This is a genomic window from Paenibacillus contaminans (assembly GCF_003285015.1).
Taxonomy (GTDB): Bacteria; Bacillota; Bacilli; order Paenibacillales; family NBRC-103111; genus Paenibacillus_V; species Paenibacillus_V contaminans.
The window spans coordinates 545,006-566,337 of sequence record NZ_QMFB01000002.1; the positions used below are offsets into that span (position 1 = coordinate 545,006).

Consider the following 21,332-nt stretch of genomic DNA (forward strand, 5'->3'; position numbering starts at 1 on the left):
CTGGACTGGAAATACCACCAAATCATTTTATGGTAATGATAATCTATCTCAATGTCAAATGGTCCGGACTAAAAACAAAAAACCGCCGAAAGCCGGCGGTTTGATTTCAAGCGATTATTTTTCGATAATAATGCCGTTCAGTTTAAGATTTACCGGATTGGCGATCGTGTCTCCTACCGGGCATGTCCGCTCCAGGAATTCGATAAATTCCTCGACTTGCTCTCTAGCAGCATCGGTTTTGATATGGAAGGTATACCGGATGTCGGAGTAACCGCGGCGCACGTCGGATTTGTTGAAGAAGCCGTCCGTATCGAGGTCGCCTTCCACCTCAACCCAGAAGTCCTCCAGATTGATGTTGAATTTTTTGGCATAAGCTCTGGCCACGATCGACTGGCAGGAACCAAGCGCGCAAAGCACCGCTTCAACGGGATTCATTGCGGTATCCGTACCGCCCAAGCTTTTCGGCTCGTCGATCATCATTTCGAAATTTCTGGAACTCGCCTTTACAACAAGCCCTTTCTGTAAATGAGCGGTTGCTTTAAACGTTTCTACCGGCATACGAACACTCCTCTAGTAAAATAACAAACTAGCGATATAATACCACATTTCACCAAAATCCGACACTCCAGGATAACAAAAAACGCATATCCTCCCCCGATCCCCGTAAAAGGATAACGATAGAAGATATGCGCCCATATTCAAGCAATCAGCGTTTCGCTGAAAGACCTAATTCTGCATCACAAAATCCTTCTCAACCGACGATTCCTCGTCGAACACACGCAAAATCTCGTAGCGCGTATTGCGCTGCGCAGGGATTTTGCCCGCTTCGCGAATGAGGCGCAGGATGCTCTCGATATTGACCTTGTGCGTCGTGCCTGCGGCCGAGACGACGTTCTCCTCGATCATCGTGCTGCCGAAGTCGTTGCAGCCGTAAGACAGCGTCTGCTTGCCGACCTCCGGTCCCATCGTTACCCAGGACGCTTGGAAATTCGGGACGTTGTCAAGCATAATGCGGCTGATCGCCAGCGTCTTCAAATATTCCTCCGGCGGAACCGGATCCGCCTTCATATTCGTATTTTCCGACTGGAACGTCCAAGGGATGAAGGCAAGGAAGCCCGGCGTGTTATAGCCGTGGATTTTCACATCGTCCTGCGCGTCGCGCACGCGGAGCAAGTGCAGCGCGCGTTCCTCGAACGACTCGCCGAAGCCGATAACCATCGTCGCGGTCGTGCTCATGCCGATTTTGTGCGCGGTTTGCATGACATCCATCCAATCGCGCCAGGAGCCTTTGAGCCGGCTGATTTTACGGCGCGTCCGATCGTCGAGAATTTCCCCGCCGCCGCCCGGCAGCGAGTCCAATCCCGCTTCATGGATTTGACGGACGACTTCCTCGAGCGAAAGTCCGTTCGAAACTTCTTTCATCTTCATAATTTCCGCAGGAGAGAACGAATGCATTTGAATCTTAAAGCGTTTCTTGATTTCCTTCAATAAATCGGTGTAGTACGTAAAGGGCAAATCCGGATTCGTGCCGCCCTGCATCAAAATTTCCGTACCGCCGACGTCGATCGTTTCCTGAATTTTGCGGAAAATCGTTTCATTATCGAGCACGTAGCCCTCTTTATTGCCCGGAGCCCGGTAAAAAGCGCAAAACCGGCAATAGACGTCGCAAATATTCGTATAGTTGATGTTCCGTCCGACGACGAACGTTGCAATCGGATCCGGATGCCATTTCTTCATGATTTGGTTGGCGGTGTCGCCTATTTTCTCGATCTGATCGGACTCGAACAGCGTGACGCATTCCTCCACGTCGATGCGGCGGCCCGACTGCGCTTTATTTAAAATGCGGTCGATCGGTTTCATTCCTTACCCACTCCCTTACTTTCAATTCATAAAGCAACGATTAACAACACATACCGTTATCGTACCACAAACGGCTTGGAGAATCATTATCTGAATAAGCGGAAGGACATGGAAGCGGTCTCCCGGCGCTTTCTCCTCACGTCACGACTGTCTCGACTTTAAGTACCGCATACGTCGGCTGCCAGGCGGTCGACCGGCCGGCTTGATGAAATAAGAAAAGCCGCGCGCAGGAAGCTGCGTGCGGCGCAAGATCTGCCGGAAAACCGGCAGCATCATTATTCAAGCTCTGCCTTAGCGGCATCGAAGGCTTGCGTCAAATCTGCGATCAGGTCGTCCACATGCTCGATTCCTACGGAGAAGCGGAGCAGCCTGTCGTCCACGCCGACCTTGCGGCGGATTTCCTCCGGAATGTCCGCATGCGTTTGCACGGCCGGATACGTCATGAGCGATTCGACGCCGCCGAGGCTTTCCGCGAAAGCGATCAGCTGGATATGGCGAAGAATCGGCTCGATCGTCCGGGCATCCTTCATTTTGAACGAAAAAATGCCCGTATTGCCCGAAGATTGCCGGTTTTGCACGCCGTAGCCGGGATGATCCGGAAGGGCCGGATAAAATACTTCCGCCACCATCGGATGTCCGAGCAAAAACTCGGAAATTTTCGTAGCATTGTACTCATGCCGCTCCATACGAAGCGCCAGCGTTTTCATTCCCCTCATAAGCAGCCAGGAATCTTGAGGGCCGAGTACGGCGCCGATCGAGTTGTGCAGGAACGCCATTTGCTCGGAAAGCTCTTTGCCCTTCGTTACGATCAAACCCGCCAGGACGTCGTTATGACCGCCCAAATATTTCGTCGCGCTATGAATGATCACATCGGCACCAAGCTCGATCGGGCGCTGGAGGAACGGCGTCAGCAGCGTGTTGTCGACGATCGTCAGAAGGCCGTGCGTTTTGGCCCATGCCGCTACTTTTTCGATATCCGTAATCATCATCAGCGGATTGGTCGGCGTTTCGATCAGCACCGCCTTCGTAGACGGGAGACGGTTCGCTTCCAGCGCGTCCAGATCGTCCGTATCCACATACGTAGCCGTTACGCCGAAACGGGACATGATTTTCTCGAGCAGCCGGTATGTACCGCCGTATAAATCGAGGGAAACGAGCAGGTGATCGCCTTGACTGAACAATGCGAAAATCGTTTGCAGCGCCGCCATCCCGGAGCTACAGGCAAATCCGGCGTCTCCGCTTTCGAGTTCCGCGATCGCTTGCTCCAGTATCGTGCGGGTAGGGTTTTTCGTCCGCGAATAGTCGAACCCCGTGCTTTGTCCGAGCTTCGGATGACGGAATGCAGTCGCTTGATAAACGGGAAAACTGACGGCTCCAGTTACAGGCTCGGAAATGGAACCTATTTGCGCCAAACGGCTTTCAATTTTCATATAAAAGTACTCCTCCCAAGGCGCTTCGGACTGAAACGCAATATGTTCGTTAATTCCTATCGGGAAAGCGGTGTTTATGTCGACAAGTGATCCGCTTGCTTGAAGCAAGCGGATATTGTTCGTTTATCTGCAGCTTGCGATTATAAATTCGAAGACCAGTCGAAAGGCGTTTCCTGATATACATAATAATTCAACCAGTTGGAGAAGAGCAAATTCGCATGCGCTCTCCATTGCGATTTCGGCAATTTGGTCGGGTCATCCTTAGGGAAATAGTTTCTCGGAATCGCGATATCCATTCCTTTATTGACGTCGCGGTCGTATTCCCACTTCAGCGTAAGCGGATCGTATTCCGAGTGGCCGGTAACGAATATTTGTTTGCCGTCCTTCGTCGCTACCAGATAAACGCCGGATTCGTCGGATTCGGACAAAATATCCACGCCCTCGATCGGCTCGATATCCTCGCGGCGAACTTCCGTGTGACGCGATTGCGGAACGAAAAACATTTCGTCGAAGCCGCGCAGCAGCTTTACGTTGTTTTGATTGACCGTGTGCGGGAAAACGCCGAATATTTTCTCCTCCATCGTATACTTCGGCACGCCGAAGTGGTGGAACAGTCCGGCTTGAGCCGCCCAACAAATATGCAGCGTCGACGTAACGTTCGTTTTGCTCCATTCCATGATTTGCTTCAGCTCATCCCAGTAGTTCACGTCCTCGAACTCAAGCGTCTCTACCGGTGCCCCGGTAATGATCATGCCGTCGAACCGCTCGTTCCTGACGTCGTCGAACGTTTTGTAGAACGTTTCCAGATGCTCGGCCGACGTGTTTTTCGACGTATGCGTCTTCGGATGCAGCAGTACGAACTCGACTTGCAGGGGCGTATTCCCGAGCAAACGCAAAATTTGCGTCTCCGTCGTTTCCTTGGTCGGCATCAGGTTCAAGATCGCGATGCGAAGCGGACGGATGTCTTGGTGAAAAGCGACGCTTTCATCCATCACAAAGATGTTCTCGCCTGCCAGCACTTCTTTGGCGGGCAGATTGTCGGGAATTTTGATTGGCATGAAGGTACACTCCTTTGGTGAAAATAGATTTATACTTGCTGTTTATCCGGCCGAAGGGCCGCGAACCGTGGAGAAAGGAACGTAAAAAGGCCTTTCTCCACGCATGAGAAAGGCCATAGCAAACGCAACATGTCCTCTCTCATCTGTCAGGAAGCGTAAACGCTCCTGCAAGAATTAGCACCGTGCATCCTGCTTAAAGCGGGATGTCGGTTGCCGGGTGTCATCGGGCTAGTCCCTCAACCTACTCTTGATAAGAGTAACTGCACTATTCAATTATAAAGCTATGCTAATAATGTAATGGAAAACGACGTCATCGTCAAGTGGGATACGATCTTGTTTATTTTTGGGCAGCCGGCGGCAGCGGAACCCTTCTCCCGGCCACGCCATACGCTATGTTAAGATTGCAAGCCCCATCTTGATGGAAACAAGCTGGAGATGTATACTATTCGAGTAATTCATCACAAGCTTAAGGAAGAAAGGAAGTGTCGAACGGATGGACGGAGCCGACCCCGTGGGTGCGTCATCAACAATCTCATACGGGCAATCCATGAGAGCAGTCGGATGCCCGGCATCTGTCGACATTCGTTGACATAGCCAAGTGCCGGCTGTTCTCGCCACTATTCGCCCAATGAACGCTTGTTTAAGCGTCGCTTTGTGCGCCAATAAGGAGAGTGAGAACATGAAGGCAAGATTGGTTCAGAACGGCCAATTCACGATCGTCGAAGATGTGGCCGAAACGCTTATACCGCCGGAAAACGGTTTTTATTGGATCGATGCGTCAGCGGAGGATTTGGAGCTGCTTCAGTCTTTATTCCATCTGCACGATCTGGCTGTCGAAGACTGCTTAAGCGAGGAGGAGCAGCGGCCGAAGATCGAATTGTACGACTCGCACTATTTTATCGTTATCAACAGCATTCGATTCGACGATGAGGAAATTTTCCTGCGGGGATTAAACATGTTTCTCGGAAAACATTTCATCATTACCGTAACCCGCCAGCGAATCAATGAAATCCGGACGCTTAAGCCGATTTTGTGGGACGAGGAAGTCAACTCTCCCGACCGGTTCCTCTATCATCTCGTCGACCTTGTCGTCGATAATTATATTAATGTCGGCGACCGGATCGAGAACAAAATCGAGAAGCTCGAGGAAGACATCCTCATGCATACGAAGAAATCGCATCTGAACGAAATAATCGGGCTGCGAAGCGAAATATTGTGGCTGAAGAAGATGCTCGGTCCGCAAAAGGACCTTGTCGGCACCCTTCATAAGAAAGAACTCCGGTTAATCAACAACCAGCTGCAAAAATATTTCGGCGATATTTATGAGAACGCCGTAAAAATAGCGGAAACATTCGATACTTACCGCGACTTGATGGGCAACTTGCGCGAGGCTTACCAATCGAGCCTGTCGAACCGCGCGAACGAAATCATGCGCGTATTTACCGCGCTGACAACCATATTCATGCCGCTGACGTTCATTACCGGCATTTATGGAATGAACTTCGATTATTTGCCTGGGATCAATTTTCCCGGCGCCGAATATATCGTGATCGGCGGCATGATCCTCGTCGGCCTGTCCATGTTTTACTTGTTCCGCAAAAAGGATTGGCTGTAACGCCAAAAAAATATTGGAAAGCAAGCGTCTCTTGCCGCAAGGCCGGAGACGCTTTTTTGCGCCGATTGACGAATGCGCCGTCCAAAGCCGCCAATCGCAGGATGGAAAGGCATTGGCCGGCTGCATAGCGCTGTACGTCTGGGTATACTTACTTCGCTTCGCGCGGATCGAACATCCTGGCCTCAGCCCCGCACCGCCACTTTCTCCTTGCGAAGCTTCAGCCGTACGAATCGAAGCCGTTCATACAAGATTCCGGTCCCCGCTTCGTTCAATCTTTCGGCCGTGTATAAACGCTGCAGCACCGGCTTCAAAAAACGGTCGCCAAGCTCGGCGAACAGAAGCTCGGCCTCCATCCGCTCGTTCTCCGGCATCTGCTCCAGCTCCCTGTCCACGAAGGCTGCGACGTCATAGCCGTCCTTATCCAGCTGCTCGATCGCCGCTACGACATCCATCCGGGGCAGCGCCGTTGTCTCGACCAACCCGTCCAAGCCCGTCCCTTGCTCGATACCTTCAAGCAGCTTGCGGCGGGTTTGGCGTTTCTGCTCGTCTTGCTGATCCTTCAGCTCTTGTTGGCGATCCAGCCATTCATTCAATTGCCTTTGACCGACCTCTTCCTCGACCCAATCGAGGGGAAATCCCGTATTCTGCTCGAACGTGCGGGTTATCGCCAATATGGCTTCTCCGTAAAGCTTCAAACGGTTTCCGCCGAAGCCCGGAAGCTGCAGCAGCTCCTCTTCCGTATGCGGGTAGAACGAGGCAATCATGTAGAGAATGCGGTTCCCCGCCACGATAAACGGCGCTTTGGCTTCCTTCGCAGCCTGCTCCCGCCGCCAATCCCGCAGCTTGGCGAACAGCTCCGCATTGGCGTTGCGCTCGCTATAGCAGTGCAGCAGCGCCGCGGCTTTGGCCGAGGCCGACTGACGGCGGTACCCGCGTCCGTCGTCGATCAGCGGTACGAAGCCTTGCGAGATTTGATCCCGCAGCCGGGACCGGAACTCCGTAAGCATGTCTTGCCAAGCGGCTCCTTCATACCAAACCTGCTGCGCCCCCCTGCCGTCCTCCTTCGGTTCGTGCCAAACGACCATCCAGCTTCCCTGATGCTCGCTGATCGACACCTGCGCCGTATGGACGCGGGCTTCGCCCGTTTTCTTCTCCAGGCTGTTCATGAAAATAAGGTTCATAATTGCTCCTCCCCATCGCGTTTTCTCTTAAACGCCAATTGTTTGTGGCAAGCGGCAGGCTGCTAGTCCCGACGCGTTCGCAGGCAACCAAGCGAACGGCTGTAATCCGCACGGATAAGCCGAACCTCAAGGCGTTTCGGAAAGTACTCCGTTTGAAACGAATCCTTTCCGAACCGCAAAAAAAAGCACCCCTCCTGCTGTATAGCAGAAGAGGTGCTTCCCCCGTTCCCTGATATTACCTGAATTGTATCATAGGATACAAATACAGGCAAGCACTCTTTTTTCAATCGATTTTTCTGCCTGCCCAATTGCCGGAAAGTACGATCCGATTGCGAAACGGTTTCCAAAGCGCTACGCTTTTATGTTAAACTGAACGGTATCATGGAAGGAATGGATGTGAGCAAGTCGATGAACGTCAACGAGTTTGATTTTTTGTACGATACTAGCGAGGAAACGAAGACGCGGTTCGTCTCCTTTATCGGCGATAGCATGAAACGGTTCGATTTGGCCATTACTTCTTCGAACCGGTTTTACGGCAAAATGCTGGTCACGGATATTCAAATGGGCAAAACGGCAATTATCGGACCCGATGACCTTGCGGCCGAGGGCTATCTGGAATATGTGTTTAAGCTTACGGAAGAGGAAGCCGTAGAATTGACCTCCTTCCTGGAGCAGGTAGTCGGCACAGTCAACTTTACCGATATCTAAAGCACAGCTTGAAGAGGCCAGGAGAAGGCTGCTCTTTCTTGATGAAAGGCAGCCTTTGAACAGCCTTGCGGCTCGCCTGGCCGTACATAAAAAATATCCCTGCCGGGAAAAATGGAGGTAACCCTCGTCCGGCAAGGATTCCCATAACTAGGAAGCCCTCCGGCGAGCCGGTCCATGGACATGGCAGTGGACCTCATTCCGCCCGAAAAGGAGGGAGTTCGGTGTCCGGTTTTCTTAACGAAGACAAAGAGCCCACGGCGGATCTCGCTACCGTGGAGTCCCAGCGCAACGACCTGATTCCGGAGGAATTCCCCGAAGGACCGTACGGCTCGGATCTCGTAAGCGGACCGCTCGGCAAATCCGGTCCTTGGCGCGACACCCAGCGTAAGCAAAGCGCGTTTACGTATGAATACCGCGAATTTCATGCCGGCCTGCCGCGCGAATATCCCGGCGATCACGAATTGCATGACGAAGCCGGCGATTGACATCGCCGCGGCAATACGCAGTCAAAAACCTCCCGACTCTGCAGCAGATGCAGCGCCGGGAGGTTTTTTCGCAGTTGCCCAAAGCGGCCCGATACACGCCGGCGTCTGCATTTGCGCACCGTGGCACGACTCCCGGCGTGCGGCTCCGGTCATACGGCGACCGCCAAACCTCGTGCGTTTTTTTACAACTATGCGCATTCGCAAGTCTTAATGCTCATCGAGGCATACGGCCTGAACGTTATCTTCCGTCGTTCGTCGTTAACGGAACATGTTCGAGCTTATCGGGATTGACGACAATATAAACCGACGTTATGCAGCCGTTCGCGGCATGAAAGGAAAATACGCTCGACGGCTGCCCGTGCACATACGTCACGATACCCGCCAAGCCGTTTACCTCCGCGAGCTTGAATGAGAAGCCGTCCGGCACCTTCGCCAGAAGTCCCGCCAAGAACTGGGAAATGCGTTCTGCGCCTAGTATCGGTCGAACCGCCGCCGTCACCTTGCCGCCGCCATCGGAGTAAAGGACGGCATCTGCGGAAAGCACCTGCAGGAGCGCGGCAATATCGCCCGAGGTGAGCGCCTTTACGAATTGCTCGACCAGAGCGCCTGACTGCGCCCGCAAATGCGTTACATCCGTTTCGGCGGTTTTGCTCTCCAAGCCGCGTTTGGCCCGGTGACAAATTTGCCGGCAATTCGTCGCGCTTTTGCCTACAATTTCGCCGATTTCCTCGTATTCGTACTGCAGCGCTTCCCGCAGCAGAAAAACGACGCGTTCGACGGCGGAAAGCTGCTGAAGCAGCAGCATATACGCGGTGGAAACCGATTCTTTGCGCAAATAGCTGCGTACCGGATCGGCGTCCGCCTCAAGATCCTCCACGATCGGCTCCGGCAGCCATGGTCCTACGTAAATCTCGCGCTGCTTGCTTGCCGATTTCAAACGGTCCAAGCAGCGGTTCGCAACGATTTTGCATAAATATGATTTCTGGCTGCGGACATGCTCCGGCACTGCGCGATTCAAGGCGATAAACGCCTCGTGAACCGTGTCCTCCGCATCCATTACGCTTCCAAGCATGCGGTAAGCAAGCGAAAACAGCAGCGGTTTGTACTGGCGGTATAACGCTTCTGCCGTCATCGTATCATCCATACCTAACACTCGCTTCCTGATTTGAGATCGAATCCATAAAAGACGGTTACCGGATCTGTGCCGCCCCTTTTAAGCGAAAACCGATTCCAGCCGCTCGCTCCGTCCCGCCTCCGCCAAGTCCTTTACGATCAGGGCCGCCGCCCTTCTGCCGCTGGCCGCAGCCGCATCCGCCAGAAGCTCGCCGTGGCTCGCCCAGTCGCCGGCTGCATAAAGTCCGCGAATTTCCGGAACCGCAGGACCCGGCGTCCGATCCGTCCGCCCGATATGCGGATAATCGTGAACGACCGCCATATTCGGCAAGTACTGCCTGGCGACAGTCTCCTCCCGCCATCCGGGATGAAGCAAATCCATCGTCTGCTCAAGCAGCCGTTCGTCCGCTTTCGGATCGGTTCCGCCTATGCCGTTATACTTGATCAGATGCACCACTATCGTACCGTTGGAGGTCAGCTTGGCTACGCGCGAATGATTCGTGAAAAAGACCGGCTGATCGATTCCGATCGCAAAATGCCGGTTCGCGCTCGGAAGCCGTTTCAAACAAAGATCCAAACACGCCGCGACGGCCGGACGCGCCTCATCGTGCCATCGCCCGAGAGCCGTATGCTCCGCGCCCCGGACTAACCGGCATATGTCCGCAGGGGACATCGCAGCAAGCACATGTCCGACCTGCAGCGTCTCTCCGCCGCCCAACGCAAGCCCCCGAACGCATCCGTCATGCTTGATCTCCTCCGCTTTGGTGCCGCTGAGCACGGCAGCGCCCAGCCGCACCGCCCGCTCCCTCAGACGGTCGGCAATCGTTTGCCAGCCGCCGTCCGCGTAAAACACGCCGCCTTGGAGCGAACGCTGTATTTGCTTAAGCGCCGGCCCCGCCAGCTGGTGGTCGGGATCGTGCGTATACGTTCCCGTTCTGCCGAGCGCATAGAAAAAATGGCGTACCATCGGATCGCGGATTTCTTTCTCCGCCCATTCCCGCAGGCTGCGGCTCGTCAAGGAAGCCGTGTCGATTTTGCCGAGCGTCAGCATAATGCGGCCCAGCTCCATTTTACCCGACCAGGACAATAATTTCGACGCGAGAAGCTTAATCGGATCGCCCGGCAGCGTATATGCCTTGTTCTTCCATATCGCGAAGCCGCTTGTCGGCGGACTTCCCCCTTCAAGCCCGATGCCGAATTCCTGCAAAGCTGCATGCAGTTCTCCCAGCTTGTAGATGGCATGCCCGCCTAGATTAAAGAAAGCGCCGTTTTTCTCGTTCGTAGCGGCCCTCCCCCCGAGTCGGTTCCCCTTCTCCAGCAAAACGACTCTTTTACCGGCACCCGCCAAATCATTCGCCGCGATCAACCCCGCAAGTCCCCCGCCGATTACGGCAACGTCAAAAGGCTTCATCCCGCTCACCCTCCGTTTTCGGTTTTCACTAATAAGACGATTAGGGGCAATGGGGTGTGACAAAGCGCCTTCATCATTTCTTAACATACCGCTCATTTAGCGAAAACAATTGGTTGATAAAGTAGAACGGAAGATCATGCAAAGGGGGATTTCGGGTGAAATCATGGAACAAAATCGCTGCGGCTCTTGCCGTTTCCACGGCAGCCTTGCTGGCGCCGCAGGCGGTAACGGCCGCGGATGCTCAGCCGTCATACGCAGGAACACAGGAGCTGTCGCTAAAAAAAACCGGGCACTACTACACCGGCGCCGAGCTCGCAGGAACCGGAGCGGAAATCGTCAGCTACGACGCGGGCAGCAAAAAAGCTTTCTTGGTCAACGGATTTTCCAAAGCGATCGAAATACTCGATCTGGCAAGCGGCGACATCAAGCCGGTGCGGCAAACCGTCATCACAAGCGTGTACGCCGGCTTTGACGACGTTACGAGCGTAGTGGCGCATCCGACGCAGGACTTTATCGCGGCGGCGGTGCCGGCGGCTAAGCCGAATCGCGGCTATGTCGTTTTTTTCAAAAAGAACGGGGATTACATCGGCCATGTTCCGGCAGGTTATCATCCGGATATGATTACCGTCACGCCGGACGGCGGCAAGCTGCTTGTCGCGAATGAGGGCGAGCCGAATCCTACGTATTCGGAGGATCCTCCGGGCTCGGTGACGATCATCGATGTCGCGGATGGCGTGCAAAGCGTGCTGGCCGATCCGTCCAAAGTGTCGGATATCGATTTTTCCGCACTGACGAAGGATGATATCGACGAAAATGTTCGTATTTTTCCTAAGGGTAAGAATGTAGCCGAAGGCTGGAAGGTCGATTTCGAACCGGAGTATATAGCCGTGTCTCCGGACAGCCGCACCGCATACGTAACGCTGCAGGAGAACAATGCGATCGCCAGCCTAGATATCGCGGGCAAAGCGTTTACCCGCATCCACGCATTGGGTTATAAAGATTTTTCCGAGGCGGGCAACGGCTTCGACGCTTCGGACAAAGACGGCAAAATCAACATTCAGCCATGGCCGGTTCTAGGCGCATATATGCCGGACGGCATGTCGCTTTACCAAAGCGAAGGCAAAACGTATCTGGTTACAGCCAACGAAGGCGATGCGCGGGCGGACTGGAACGAAGACGGGGTCTATGAGGAAGAGGTTCGGGTGAAGGACATCGCCTCCAAAATCCAGCTGGACGCCGGCAAGCTTAAAGGCTTCACGCAAGATCAGCTCGATCAAATGAAAACGGACGGCACGTTTACCGATGACAAAAAGCTCGGCCGGCTGAAAGTTTCCAACGCGGTTTACAGCGTAACCGGCACCGGTTACTATGACGCGCTTTACGGGTTCGGTGCGCGCTCGTTCTCGATTTGGGATGCGGATAACATCGGAGACGGTCCCGTATTCGACAGCGGCGATGCTTTCGAGCAAATAACCGCCAAATTGCTGCCCGCATATTTCAATTCGGATCATGAAAGCGTCAAATTCGACAGCCGGAGCTCCGGTAAAGGACCTGAGCCGGAAGACGTCAAAATCGGCCGCGTCGGCGGCGAAACGTACGCCTTCATCGGCCTGGAAAGAATGAGCGGCATCGTTGTGTATAATGTGACGAAGCCTACGAAGCCTCATTTCGTAACCTATGTCAACCATCGCGATTTTGAGGAGTTGGATTTCCGCAACAACGAGCTTGGACCGGAAGGCCTGCAGTTCATTCCCGCCGAGGCGAGTCCGAACGGCAAGCCGATGCTGCTGGTGGCCAATGAAATATCCGGCACACTTGCCGCATATGAAATTTCCGTCCCTGGAAAATTTGCGGTGAAGCCGGTTGAAGACGCCGCAGTCTACACAACCGGCACCAATGTCAATGGCGTACAAACGATGACCGTTAAGCAAGGCGTTGCCGGCTTCCGTACGTTTGCGGCGCAAGTGACTTCCGAGGAAGCGCATTACGGCAAGGAAACGGTTGTATTCAAGCAGCTTCGCGGCGGCGTACAAATCGGTCTTGCCGCCGTCCGTGCCGATTTCGACCTGTCGGATATGGAAGCGCAGGCATCCTTTAACGTGGCGACCGGAGACGTCATCGAAGTATTTGTCGTGGACGAGCTGACGAACAATCCGGCGAAGCTGCCGATCCTTTTACAGAATTGACGGGGTGTTGAAACATGCGTAAACAGTTAACGATACTATGCCTGCTGGCGATGCTCGCCGCTATTTGGATCCCGGCTTCGGCATTCGCCGCGCCTATTACGATTCAGGCGGATAAAACGGAAGCGGCTAGAGGAGAGACCGTGCAGATGTCGGGCAAAGCCGAGGCTTCCTCCTGGATTACACTCCGCGTGACGGATGAATCGCAATCGATCGTCGTATTCGACGGAGTCAAATCCGACGCTGAAGGCCGCTACCGCTTCGCATTCGTCGTGCCGTCCGCCGCAGCTGCAGGCAAGTGGACGGTGCAAACCGGCTCGGGGACGAATGTGGCGACGCTGACGCTGACCGTTAAAAGCGGCGTTGTTTCGCCGGAGCCTACTCCTACCGGCGGCGGCTCTCAGCCTACACCTGCACCTACGCCGACTCCTTCACCTGAAGCGTCCGTCAAGGACGGCGTTATCTCCGTCAAGCCGGCTTTCAGCCTGGCGCAGGACGGCAGAAGCGTCGCCAGCCTGACGATCAAGCCGGAGGATTTGCAAAAAGCATTGGCCCAGAATGCAGATACCATTACCGTGCATGCCGATACGCAGACAGCTGAATCGGCGGTAGCAAGCGTGTCCGCACAAGCGCTGGTCGATTTGCTGAAAAGCGGCCAGCCGATCAAGCTGAATATCGTTTTGCCGTTCGGCTCTTACGAGCTGCCGCTGCAATCGCTTGATTTCGCAGGCCTGGCTAGCCGGCTTCAGACGACGGCCGACAAGCTCGAGATCCGCATCAAGCTCGCGAAGGCCGATTCCAAGCAAAGCGCGGTCATCGCCGGAGCGATCGCCGGGCTCGGCGCGAAACAGCTCGCAGATGCCGTAGATTTCAGCGTCGAGGCCGCCTATAATGGGCAAAGCGTGCCTGTCACGCAGTTCGGCAGCACTTATGTCGGCCGCACCTTGCCGCTGGCAGAAGGCGTCGATCCGAGTGCCGCGACCGGCGTCATGGTCGACTCTAACGGGGGGCTGCAGTTCGTCCCTTCCGTTTTCAAACAGGAAGACGACAAATGGACGGCAGAGCTGAAGCGCAAGGGCAACAGCCTCTATACGGTGATCGAGAACCGCAAGTCGTTCCGCGATACGGCCTCGCATTGGGCGAAGGCGGATGTTGGGCTGCTCGCCTCCAAGCTGATCGTTCAAGGCGTAACCGCCGATGCTTTCCTGCCTGATGCCGATATTACGCGCGCCCAATTTACCGCTATTATCGTCCGGGCGCTCGGGTTACAAGAGCAATCGGGCGACGCACCGTTCCGCGATGTAACTGCTGCAGATTGGTTTAGCGGCGCAGTATCGGCCGCAGCCGAAGCGAAGCTTGTCTCCGGCTACGAAGACGGCGCATTCCGCCCGAACGCGCCGATCACCCGCGAAGAGCTCGCCGTGCTGATGAACAACGCGCTGCGTTTCGCAGGCGAGCCCGGCAGCGGCAAGCCGACGGAGCAGCTGCTCGCGGCATTCGAAGACAGCGACGAGCTGGCTGCATGGTCGCGCGACGCGGTGGCCGGCATTGTCGAAGCCGGCATCACGGAAGGCAAATCGGCCGGCCGCTACGAAGGCGCCGCCCCAGCGACCCGCGCCGAAACCGCAGTCATGGTCAAGCGCCTTTTGCAAAAAGCCGGATTTATTAACGGCTGATTTTCGCGAGGATTCAGATTATATGTTCAACAGCCCCTCGGCAATTGTTATTTGCCGGAGGGTTGTTTTTTATTGGTCATTTTAATGATTCATAAGCAAGAAGCAGCTCTTTAACCCAATATGGTCATGATCGTCCCCAATATCAAAACTCCGCCCAAGTTAGTCATAACTAATATCGTAAAAATTTTTATCGGCAAAGGTAAATCCTTAAAAATTACTCGTTTTGGAGGATCCCTGGCCTTCGATTATTTGCAATTCAGCAAAATTCGAGAACTTCAGAGCTTTAGATGCGTGCTCCATGCTACTGATGACTTGCTTCCTGGAGAACTAATAAGGAAAAGTTCACTGTTTATAAGACGAACCTCACTGTCTCTCGCCTAAAACCCGTGTTCTGACGTGTTAATAAGGCGAAGTTTACTATTAGTGAGGCAAACGAAATAGATAGTCGCGTTTGCCTCACTATCCCGCTGGAATTAGCATTTTACCTGTGAAATAGTGCGGACAGCCTCATGAACAATAAGGTTTTCTTCACTAATCATGCGGTCCATGCATAACCGTTACGATATCCGTTTCGCCAGCTGAAGAATCGGAAAAACAAAGCATTTATCAGCGTGCCTCCCTAGCGTATTAAGCCAGCGATCATGATACATGCCCGGCTTTGCATATATATCAATGGGATACCATGGAAAAGGAGCGTGTTTCGCTTGTATAATCCTATGACACCTGCTGCAGGCTCTTACGAGCCTTATCTTTATCAAACGCTGCAAAGCGCCGTCGGCGGCGGGATCGTCGTTCAAACTGCGGCCGGCAGCGTTCGCGGCAAGCTTAAAAGCGTCGTATCCGACCATATCGTCGTTGAGGTGAGCGGCGTGCCGTTTTTCGTGCGAACCGCTCAAATCGTCTGGGTATCGCCATGCTGACCGTTGGTCGTAAACAGCCTATGGAACGGAGGAGAGCCGATGATTAAACGAATGAATAAGCTCCCGATCGATCTTCCCGTCCCCGCCCATGGGGACGCCAACTCGGCTGCGGCTGTTCAAGAGCTGCTCGGCGGCCGTTTCGGCGAAATGTCCACGCTCAACAACTATATGTACCAATCATTCAATTTTCGAAATAAAAGCAAATTCAAGCCGTTCTACGATCTGGTCGCCAGCATCACCGCCGAAGAATTCGGGCACGTCGAGCTGGTGTCGAATACGATTAATCTGCTGACCACGGGAACGACGTTTCCCGGCCCTCCCGACATCGCCCCTCTGCAAAACGGCCTGAACAAACGCAACACCTACCATTTTATCGCAACGGCGCAAGCCTCGCTGCCGGGGGACTCGATGGGCAAGTCTTGGAACGGGGATTACGTCTTCAACAGCGGCAATTTAACGCTTGATTTGCTGCACAACTTTTTTCTGGAAATCGGCGCCCGCACCCATAAAATGCGCGTATACGAAATGACCGATCACCCGACGGCACGGGAGATGATCGGCTATTTGCTCGTTCGCGGAGGCGTACATATACTCGCTTACGCGAAAGCGCTGGAAATTGTCACGGACGTCAACCTTGCCAAAATGCTGCCGATTCCGAACCTCGACAATTCCCGCTTCGACTACTCGCGCAAATATATCGCGCAAGGTCTCGATAATATTTTATATACGTGGAGCGAAACCGAATATCGGGACATCGACCGCATATGGAAAGGAACGAATCCCGATACCGGCCAGCCTCTTCAAGTCGTTTTCGGCGCACCGGAGGGGTATCCGATACCGAACCTGGACGATCTGCCGGAGGAATTCGCCCCGGGGATTACGATCGATCACTATGTTGAAATCGCCAAAAGACTGGGATTTACGGGCATTTATTGACAGCCTGAGCCGTCCAGGTTAAACGCTCATGCCCCATCAAGGCCAGGCTAGGATGAAAATTCGACGCGGCGATCGCGCATTTTCGTAATAAACGATTTCTTTTTGGAGGCGCGTGTACCGGGAAGCCGAACAATCAGCGGAGGATATACGCCAGAGACATCCAAAAAAACCTCCCGGCCGCCTAATGCGACCGGGAGGTTTCGTCCATATTATGATAACAGGGCGATACTATACTTTCATTACGCCGCCTGTGCTTGCGGATGTGACGAGCTTCGAGTAGCGGGCGAGGTAGCCGGTTTTGACCTTCGGCTCGAACCCTTTCCAGTTCGCTCTGCGGCGCTCCATCTCTTCGTCGCTGATTTGCAGCTCGATTTTGCGGTTCACGAGGTCGAGCTCGATAATGTCGCCGTCCTCGACGAACGCGATCGGACCGCCTTCAGCCGCTTCCGGCGAAATGTGGCCGATGCTGATGCCGCGCGACGCGCCCGAGAAACGGCCGTCCGTGATCAGACCGACTTTGGCGCCGAGACCCATACCGACGATTTGCGAAGTCGGCGCGAGCATTTCCGGCATACCCGGTCCGCCCTTCGGTCCTTCGTAGCGGATTACGACTACGTGGCCTTCTTTGACTTTGCCGTTCGCGATACCGGAGAGCGCATCCTCTTGCGAATCGAAGCAGATCGCCGGACCGACGTGGCGGCCGCCGACGGACTTGTCAACCGCGCCGACTTTAATGATGGAGCCGTTAGGCGCCAGGTTGCCGAACAGAACGGACAAACCGCCTTCCGCGCTATGCGGGTTGTCGATCGCGTGAATGACGTCCTTGTTCAAAATATCGCAGCCCGCAACGTTCTCGCGGAGCGTTTTGCCGGTTACGGTGATGCAGTCGCCGTTCATTGCGCCCGGCTTCTTCAGCACCTCGTTAATGATCGCGCTGACGCCTCCCGCCATATGCACGTCTTCAATATGGTAATCGGAAGCAGGCGCGATTTTGGCCAGATGCGGTACGCGTTTGGCTACTTCGTTAATACGTTCGATCGGGTATTCGAAACCCGCTTCGTGCGCGAGTGCCAGCGTATGCAATACGGTGTTCGTCGATCCGCCCATCGCCATATCAAGCGCGAACGCGTTGTCGATCGCGTCGATCGTCACGATATCGCGCGGCTTGAGGTCGGATTTGATCAGCTCCATCAGCTGCTTCGCGGAGCGTTTAACGAATTCTTTGCGCTCTTCCCAGATCGCGAGAATCGTTCCGTTGCCAGGAAGCGCAAGGCCAAGTCCTTCCGCCAGACAGTTCATCGAGTTGGCGGTGAACATGCCGGAACAAGAGCCGCATGTCGGACAACCGTACTGCTCAAGCTCCAGAAGTCCTTTGTCGTCAATTTTACCGGCTTGGTATGCGCCTACGCCCTCGAATACGGAAGACAGCGAGATCGATTTGCCGTTCGAATCTTTACCGGCTTTCATCGGTCCGCCGCTGACGAATACGGTCGGGATGTTGACGCGAAGCGCGCCCATCATCATACCCGGCGTAATTTTATCGCAGTTCGGAATGCAAACCATGCCGTCGAACCAGTGAGCGGCTACGACGGTTTCGAGCGAGTCCGCGATAATTTCGCGGCTCGGCAGCGAGTAGCGCATGCCGATATGGCCCATGGCGATCCCGTCGTCAACGCCGATCGTGTTGAATTCGAACGGTACGCCGCCCGCTTCGCGAATCGCTTCTTTGACGATTTTGCCGAATTCCTGCAAGTGAACGTGACCCGGTACGATATCGATGTACGAGTTGCAGACCGCGATGAACGGTTTGCCGAAATCTTCTTCTTTAACTCCTGCGGCACGCAGCAAGCTGCGGTGAGGCGCGCGGTCGAACCCTTTTTTGATCATGTCGCTGCGCATTTTGCCTTTAGCTGTAGTCATGGTACCCCTCCTGAGCGGAATTAATATGATCGTTCACATCGAGCATGAGTCTGTATTTGATAAGTCAAACATCCTCTATGAGAGCGAAATCCTTTACTGCTTTAAATTGTAGTGCACATCACTCGCTTTGGCAAGCAAGTCCCTGTATTTGCCGGGTTTCGGCCGATAAAAAGATATCTATTGAAAAGCGATTGACAATCCGTTCCCCGGTGCGTTTTAATTTTCGGTAGAAGGACGGTCAAACCGATCGGAGACGAGAGACGGATGAATAGAAAAAAAGAGTTGTTCGACGGGCATTACGACAGCCTGGAAACGCTTGCGGATGCGATCAGCGAGGTGCTGCAATGTCCGATTACGATCGAGGACGCCGGTCACCGGCTGCTGGCCTACAGCTCGCACGAGCGGCAAATCGACCCGGCGCGTACGGCTACCATAGTGGGACGTCGCGTACCCGAGCATGTCGTCCAGTCGCTCTGGCAGGGCGGGATCATGCACCGTTTGCTGCAAAGCCCTGAGCCCGTCAAGATCGAAGCCATCGCGGATGTCGGGCTCGGACGCCGCGTAGCGGTTGCGGTACGCAAAAACGACGATGTGCTCGGCTACATCTGGGTCATGGAGAATGAACGCGAGCTGGATGCGGAAGCGATCGGTCATTTGGCCAAAGCGGCGCTGGCGGTACGCACGAAGCTGCTGCATCACCGGATGCTGGCGCGTCAGGAGGAGGAAGGGCGCCAAGATTTTTTTTGGCAGATGCTTACCGGACACCTCTCCAGCCACGAAACGATCCGCGACAAAGCCAAAAAGCTCGGCCTTACGCTGCCTGACTCCTATAATGTGATCGTGATGCAGTTCAGCAAGGATGTCGGGGACATTCAGCAGCAACTTTACGACATGATGGCATTTCGCCCCAGCGCGCGTATCGTGCTGCGTGCGGTCGACCGGAACCGGCTTATTTTGCTGTTCGGCACCGAACGCGAACAATCTCCCGAGAAGGCTGTCGGCCAATTTATTGAAGCTATGGCGGCGCAGTTCGGCGAGCGGCTGGCGGGGAGGCCGGCGGTTACGGGCGGTGCGGGTTCATTTTACAGCAGTTACGCGCTAGTGGAAACCAGCTACCGGGAAGCGCTTGAGGTACTGGATATCAAGCCTGTTTTTGCGGAGCGTCTGGAGAACGTTCATGTCTACCACGAGCTTGGGCTATATCGGCATTTGCCGGCCATCTGGCAGTCGAAGGAAAAGCATCCTTACGGCCATCGCGGGCTGATGAAGCTGCGCGAATACGACCGGTATAACAACAGCTGCCTGACGGAAACGCTGGAACGTTTTCTGGCCTGCGATTGCAATGCCAAGGATGCGGCGGTCGCCCTGCACGTCCACACGAACACGCTTACGTACAGACTCAAACGCATTACGGAAATCGGCGGTATCGATTTGAACGATGCCGATCAGAAGATCTCTGTCTACTTGGAGCTTCAGGCGGAGAAATACGGCAAGCTTAAATCGTAACGCCTGACCCGTTTGTTAAAAATCACAAACCGGTCCCGATTTATTCATGGAACCGCACGAAGATGGCCGCCCCGCCATGTTTTATACTTTTCTTATAAGGAGAACACGCCTTGCCGGCGACTTTATTCTAAGAAAAGCGAAGTCTTGGAAGAGGCTTTTGACATGGAGGGGTTTACTATGATTATCGGAGTGCCGAAAGAAATCAAAAACAATGAAAACCGCGTCGCCTTGACGCCCGCCGGTGCAAGCGCATTCGTACGCGCAGGACATCGGGTTCTGCTTGAGCGGAACGCCGGGCTTGGCAGCGGTTTTACCGACGAAGCTTACAAGTCAGCGGGTGCCGAGCTTCTGGATCGCGCGGAAGACGTATGGAGCGGCGCGGAAATGATCATGAAGGTGAAGGAGCCTTTAGCTTCGGAATACGGCTATTTCCGCGAAGGCCTCGTCTTGTTCACCTATTTGCATCTGGCGGCCGAGCCTGCGCTCGCCAAAGCGCTGACGGACAATAAGGTGACCGCCATCGCCTATGAAACGGTCGCCGTAGGCAGAACGCTCCCGCTGCTCGTGCCGATGAGCGAAATCGCCGGCCGAATGGCCGCCCAGATCGGGGCCCAGTTTCTTGAGAAGCCGCACGGCGGCAAAGGCTTGCTGCTATCCGGCGTCCCCGGCGTGAAACGCGGCAAAGTAACGGTCATCGGCGGCGGCGTAGTAGGCGTGAACGCGGCGAAAATCGCCATCGGTCTCGGCGCCGATGTCACGGTCATCGATCTCGATCCGGAACGGCTGCGCGTCCTCGACGACCGGTTCGGCAGCGATATTCAGACGCTCATATCGAACCCGCACAACATCGCGGAAGCGGTAGCCGATTCCGATCTTGTCATCAGCGCCGTGCTGATCCCGGGGGCCAAAGCGCCCAAGCTTGTCAGCGAAGCGATGGTGCAAACGATGAAGCCCGGCTCCGTCATCGTCGACGTCGCCATCGATCAAGGCGGCATCGTCGAAACGGCCGACCGCGTCACGACGCACGACAACCCGACCTATGTCAAACACGGAGTCGTTCATTATGCGGTGGCAAACATGCCCGGCGCCGTGCCCGTTACGTCGACTTACGCACTGACGAACGCCACGATGCCCTATGCACTGCAAATCGCCAACAAAGGCGTCCGGCAGGCGATCGAGGACAATGCGGCGCTCAAGCTCGGAGTTAATACGGCGAACGGACATATAACGTACGAGCCGGTCGCTCGCGATTTGAAAAGCGGCTACGTGCCGGTCGACGAAGCTTTGCCAACGAAGCTTGCCGTTTCGTGACCGCGCCTGTTTAGAAGAG

17 protein-coding genes and 1 riboswitch are annotated in these 21,332 nt (G+C 54.6%); of the genes, 9 read left to right on the forward strand and 8 right to left on the reverse strand.

The annotated features are described in order from the left end of the window. Positions 1-114: 114 nt before the first annotated feature. From DQG23_RS06475 to metA, 4 genes are all read right to left on the reverse strand, one after another. Positions 115-558 (reverse strand): OsmC family protein, encoded by a 444-nt coding sequence (locus DQG23_RS06475; RefSeq protein ID WP_113029981.1) that lies wholly within the window; start codon positions 556-558, stop codon positions 115-117. Positions 559-726: 168 nt separating this feature from the next. After that, the gene (mqnC, locus tag DQG23_RS06480; RefSeq protein WP_113029982.1) at positions 727-1,860 is read right to left on the reverse strand and encodes a cyclic dehypoxanthinyl futalosine synthase; all 1,134 of its coding nucleotides are present in this window, start codon (positions 1,858-1,860) and stop codon (positions 727-729) included. A 275-nt stretch (positions 1,861-2,135) separates the two neighbouring features. Beyond that, the gene (locus DQG23_RS06485; protein ID WP_113029983.1) at positions 2,136-3,290 is read right to left on the reverse strand and encodes a PLP-dependent transferase; all 1,155 of its coding nucleotides are present in this window, start codon (positions 3,288-3,290) and stop codon (positions 2,136-2,138) included. Between the two features lie 140 nt (positions 3,291-3,430). Beyond that, positions 3,431-4,348, reverse strand: coding sequence for a homoserine O-acetyltransferase MetA (gene metA / locus DQG23_RS06490; RefSeq protein ID WP_113029984.1), 918 nt, complete (start codon positions 4,346-4,348; stop codon positions 3,431-3,433). A 136-nt stretch (positions 4,349-4,484) separates the two neighbouring features. After that, positions 4,485-4,605, reverse strand: a riboswitch (SAM riboswitch). 422 nt (positions 4,606-5,027) lie between these two features. Between metA and corA the strand changes: the two genes are divergently transcribed. Then, positions 5,028-5,963, forward strand: a complete 936-nt coding sequence (gene corA / locus DQG23_RS06495; protein ID WP_113029985.1) for a magnesium/cobalt transporter CorA — start codon at positions 5,028-5,030, stop codon at positions 5,961-5,963. A 182-nt stretch (positions 5,964-6,145) separates the two neighbouring features. Here corA and DQG23_RS06500 read toward each other — a convergent pair whose 3' ends face one another. Continuing rightward, positions 6,146-7,144, reverse strand: a complete 999-nt coding sequence (locus DQG23_RS06500) for an HRDC domain-containing protein (RefSeq protein WP_113029986.1) — start codon at positions 7,142-7,144, stop codon at positions 6,146-6,148. 408 nt (positions 7,145-7,552) lie between these two features. On the opposite strand from DQG23_RS06500, the gene DQG23_RS06505 reads away from it, so the two are divergent. Both DQG23_RS06505 and DQG23_RS06510 read left to right on the forward strand, forming a co-directional pair. Continuing rightward, positions 7,553-7,852: a DUF3055 domain-containing protein gene (locus DQG23_RS06505; RefSeq protein WP_113030042.1), complete on the forward strand. Its 300-nt coding sequence runs from the start codon at positions 7,553-7,555 to the stop codon at positions 7,850-7,852. A gap of 221 nt (positions 7,853-8,073) precedes the next feature. Then, positions 8,074-8,337, forward strand: coding sequence for a hypothetical protein (locus DQG23_RS06510; RefSeq protein ID WP_113029987.1), 264 nt, complete (start codon positions 8,074-8,076; stop codon positions 8,335-8,337). A gap of 238 nt (positions 8,338-8,575) precedes the next feature. Here the strand turns inward: DQG23_RS06510 and DQG23_RS06515 are convergent, their stop codons facing one another. Both DQG23_RS06515 and DQG23_RS06520 read right to left on the reverse strand, forming a co-directional pair. Beyond that, complete coding sequence (locus DQG23_RS06515) at positions 8,576-9,481, reverse strand: RNA polymerase sigma-70 factor (RefSeq protein WP_113029988.1); 906 nt, start codon at positions 9,479-9,481, stop codon at positions 8,576-8,578. 69 nt (positions 9,482-9,550) lie between these two features. Beyond that, positions 9,551-10,861, reverse strand: a complete 1,311-nt coding sequence (locus DQG23_RS06520) for a phytoene desaturase family protein (protein WP_113029989.1) — start codon at positions 10,859-10,861, stop codon at positions 9,551-9,553. A gap of 155 nt (positions 10,862-11,016) precedes the next feature. On the opposite strand from DQG23_RS06520, the gene DQG23_RS06525 reads away from it, so the two are divergent. From DQG23_RS06525 to DQG23_RS06540, 4 genes are all read left to right on the forward strand, one after another. After that, positions 11,017-13,047 carry a choice-of-anchor I family protein gene (locus DQG23_RS06525; RefSeq protein ID WP_113029990.1) on the forward strand — a complete coding sequence of 677 codons (2,031 nt, stop codon included), beginning with the start codon at positions 11,017-11,019 and terminating at the stop codon, positions 13,045-13,047. Positions 13,048-13,061: 14 nt separating this feature from the next. After that, positions 13,062-14,720: an S-layer homology domain-containing protein gene (locus tag DQG23_RS06530; RefSeq protein WP_113029991.1), complete on the forward strand. Its 1,659-nt coding sequence runs from the start codon at positions 13,062-13,064 to the stop codon at positions 14,718-14,720. A gap of 695 nt (positions 14,721-15,415) precedes the next feature. Continuing rightward, positions 15,416-15,640 carry a YuzF family protein gene (locus DQG23_RS06535; protein ID WP_420330208.1) on the forward strand — a complete coding sequence of 75 codons (225 nt, stop codon included), beginning with the start codon at positions 15,416-15,418 and terminating at the stop codon, positions 15,638-15,640. Between the two features lie 39 nt (positions 15,641-15,679). Then, positions 15,680-16,576 (forward strand): manganese catalase family protein, encoded by an 897-nt coding sequence (locus DQG23_RS06540; protein ID WP_113029992.1) that lies wholly within the window; start codon positions 15,680-15,682, stop codon positions 16,574-16,576. A gap of 228 nt (positions 16,577-16,804) precedes the next feature. On the opposite strand, the gene ilvD is transcribed toward DQG23_RS06540, so the two are convergent. Next, positions 16,805-18,475, reverse strand: a complete 1,671-nt coding sequence (gene ilvD / locus DQG23_RS06545) for a dihydroxy-acid dehydratase (RefSeq protein ID WP_113030044.1) — start codon at positions 18,473-18,475, stop codon at positions 16,805-16,807. A 285-nt stretch (positions 18,476-18,760) separates the two neighbouring features. Here ilvD and DQG23_RS06550 point away from each other — a divergent pair, with 285 nt between their 5' ends. Continuing rightward, positions 18,761-20,002: a PucR family transcriptional regulator gene (locus tag DQG23_RS06550; protein WP_113029993.1), complete on the forward strand. Its 1,242-nt coding sequence runs from the start codon at positions 18,761-18,763 to the stop codon at positions 20,000-20,002. Positions 20,003-20,179: 177 nt separating this feature from the next. Then, positions 20,180-21,313, forward strand: coding sequence for an alanine dehydrogenase (gene ald, locus DQG23_RS06555; RefSeq protein WP_113029994.1), 1,134 nt, complete (start codon positions 20,180-20,182; stop codon positions 21,311-21,313). Positions 21,314-21,332 lie beyond the last annotated feature (19 nt).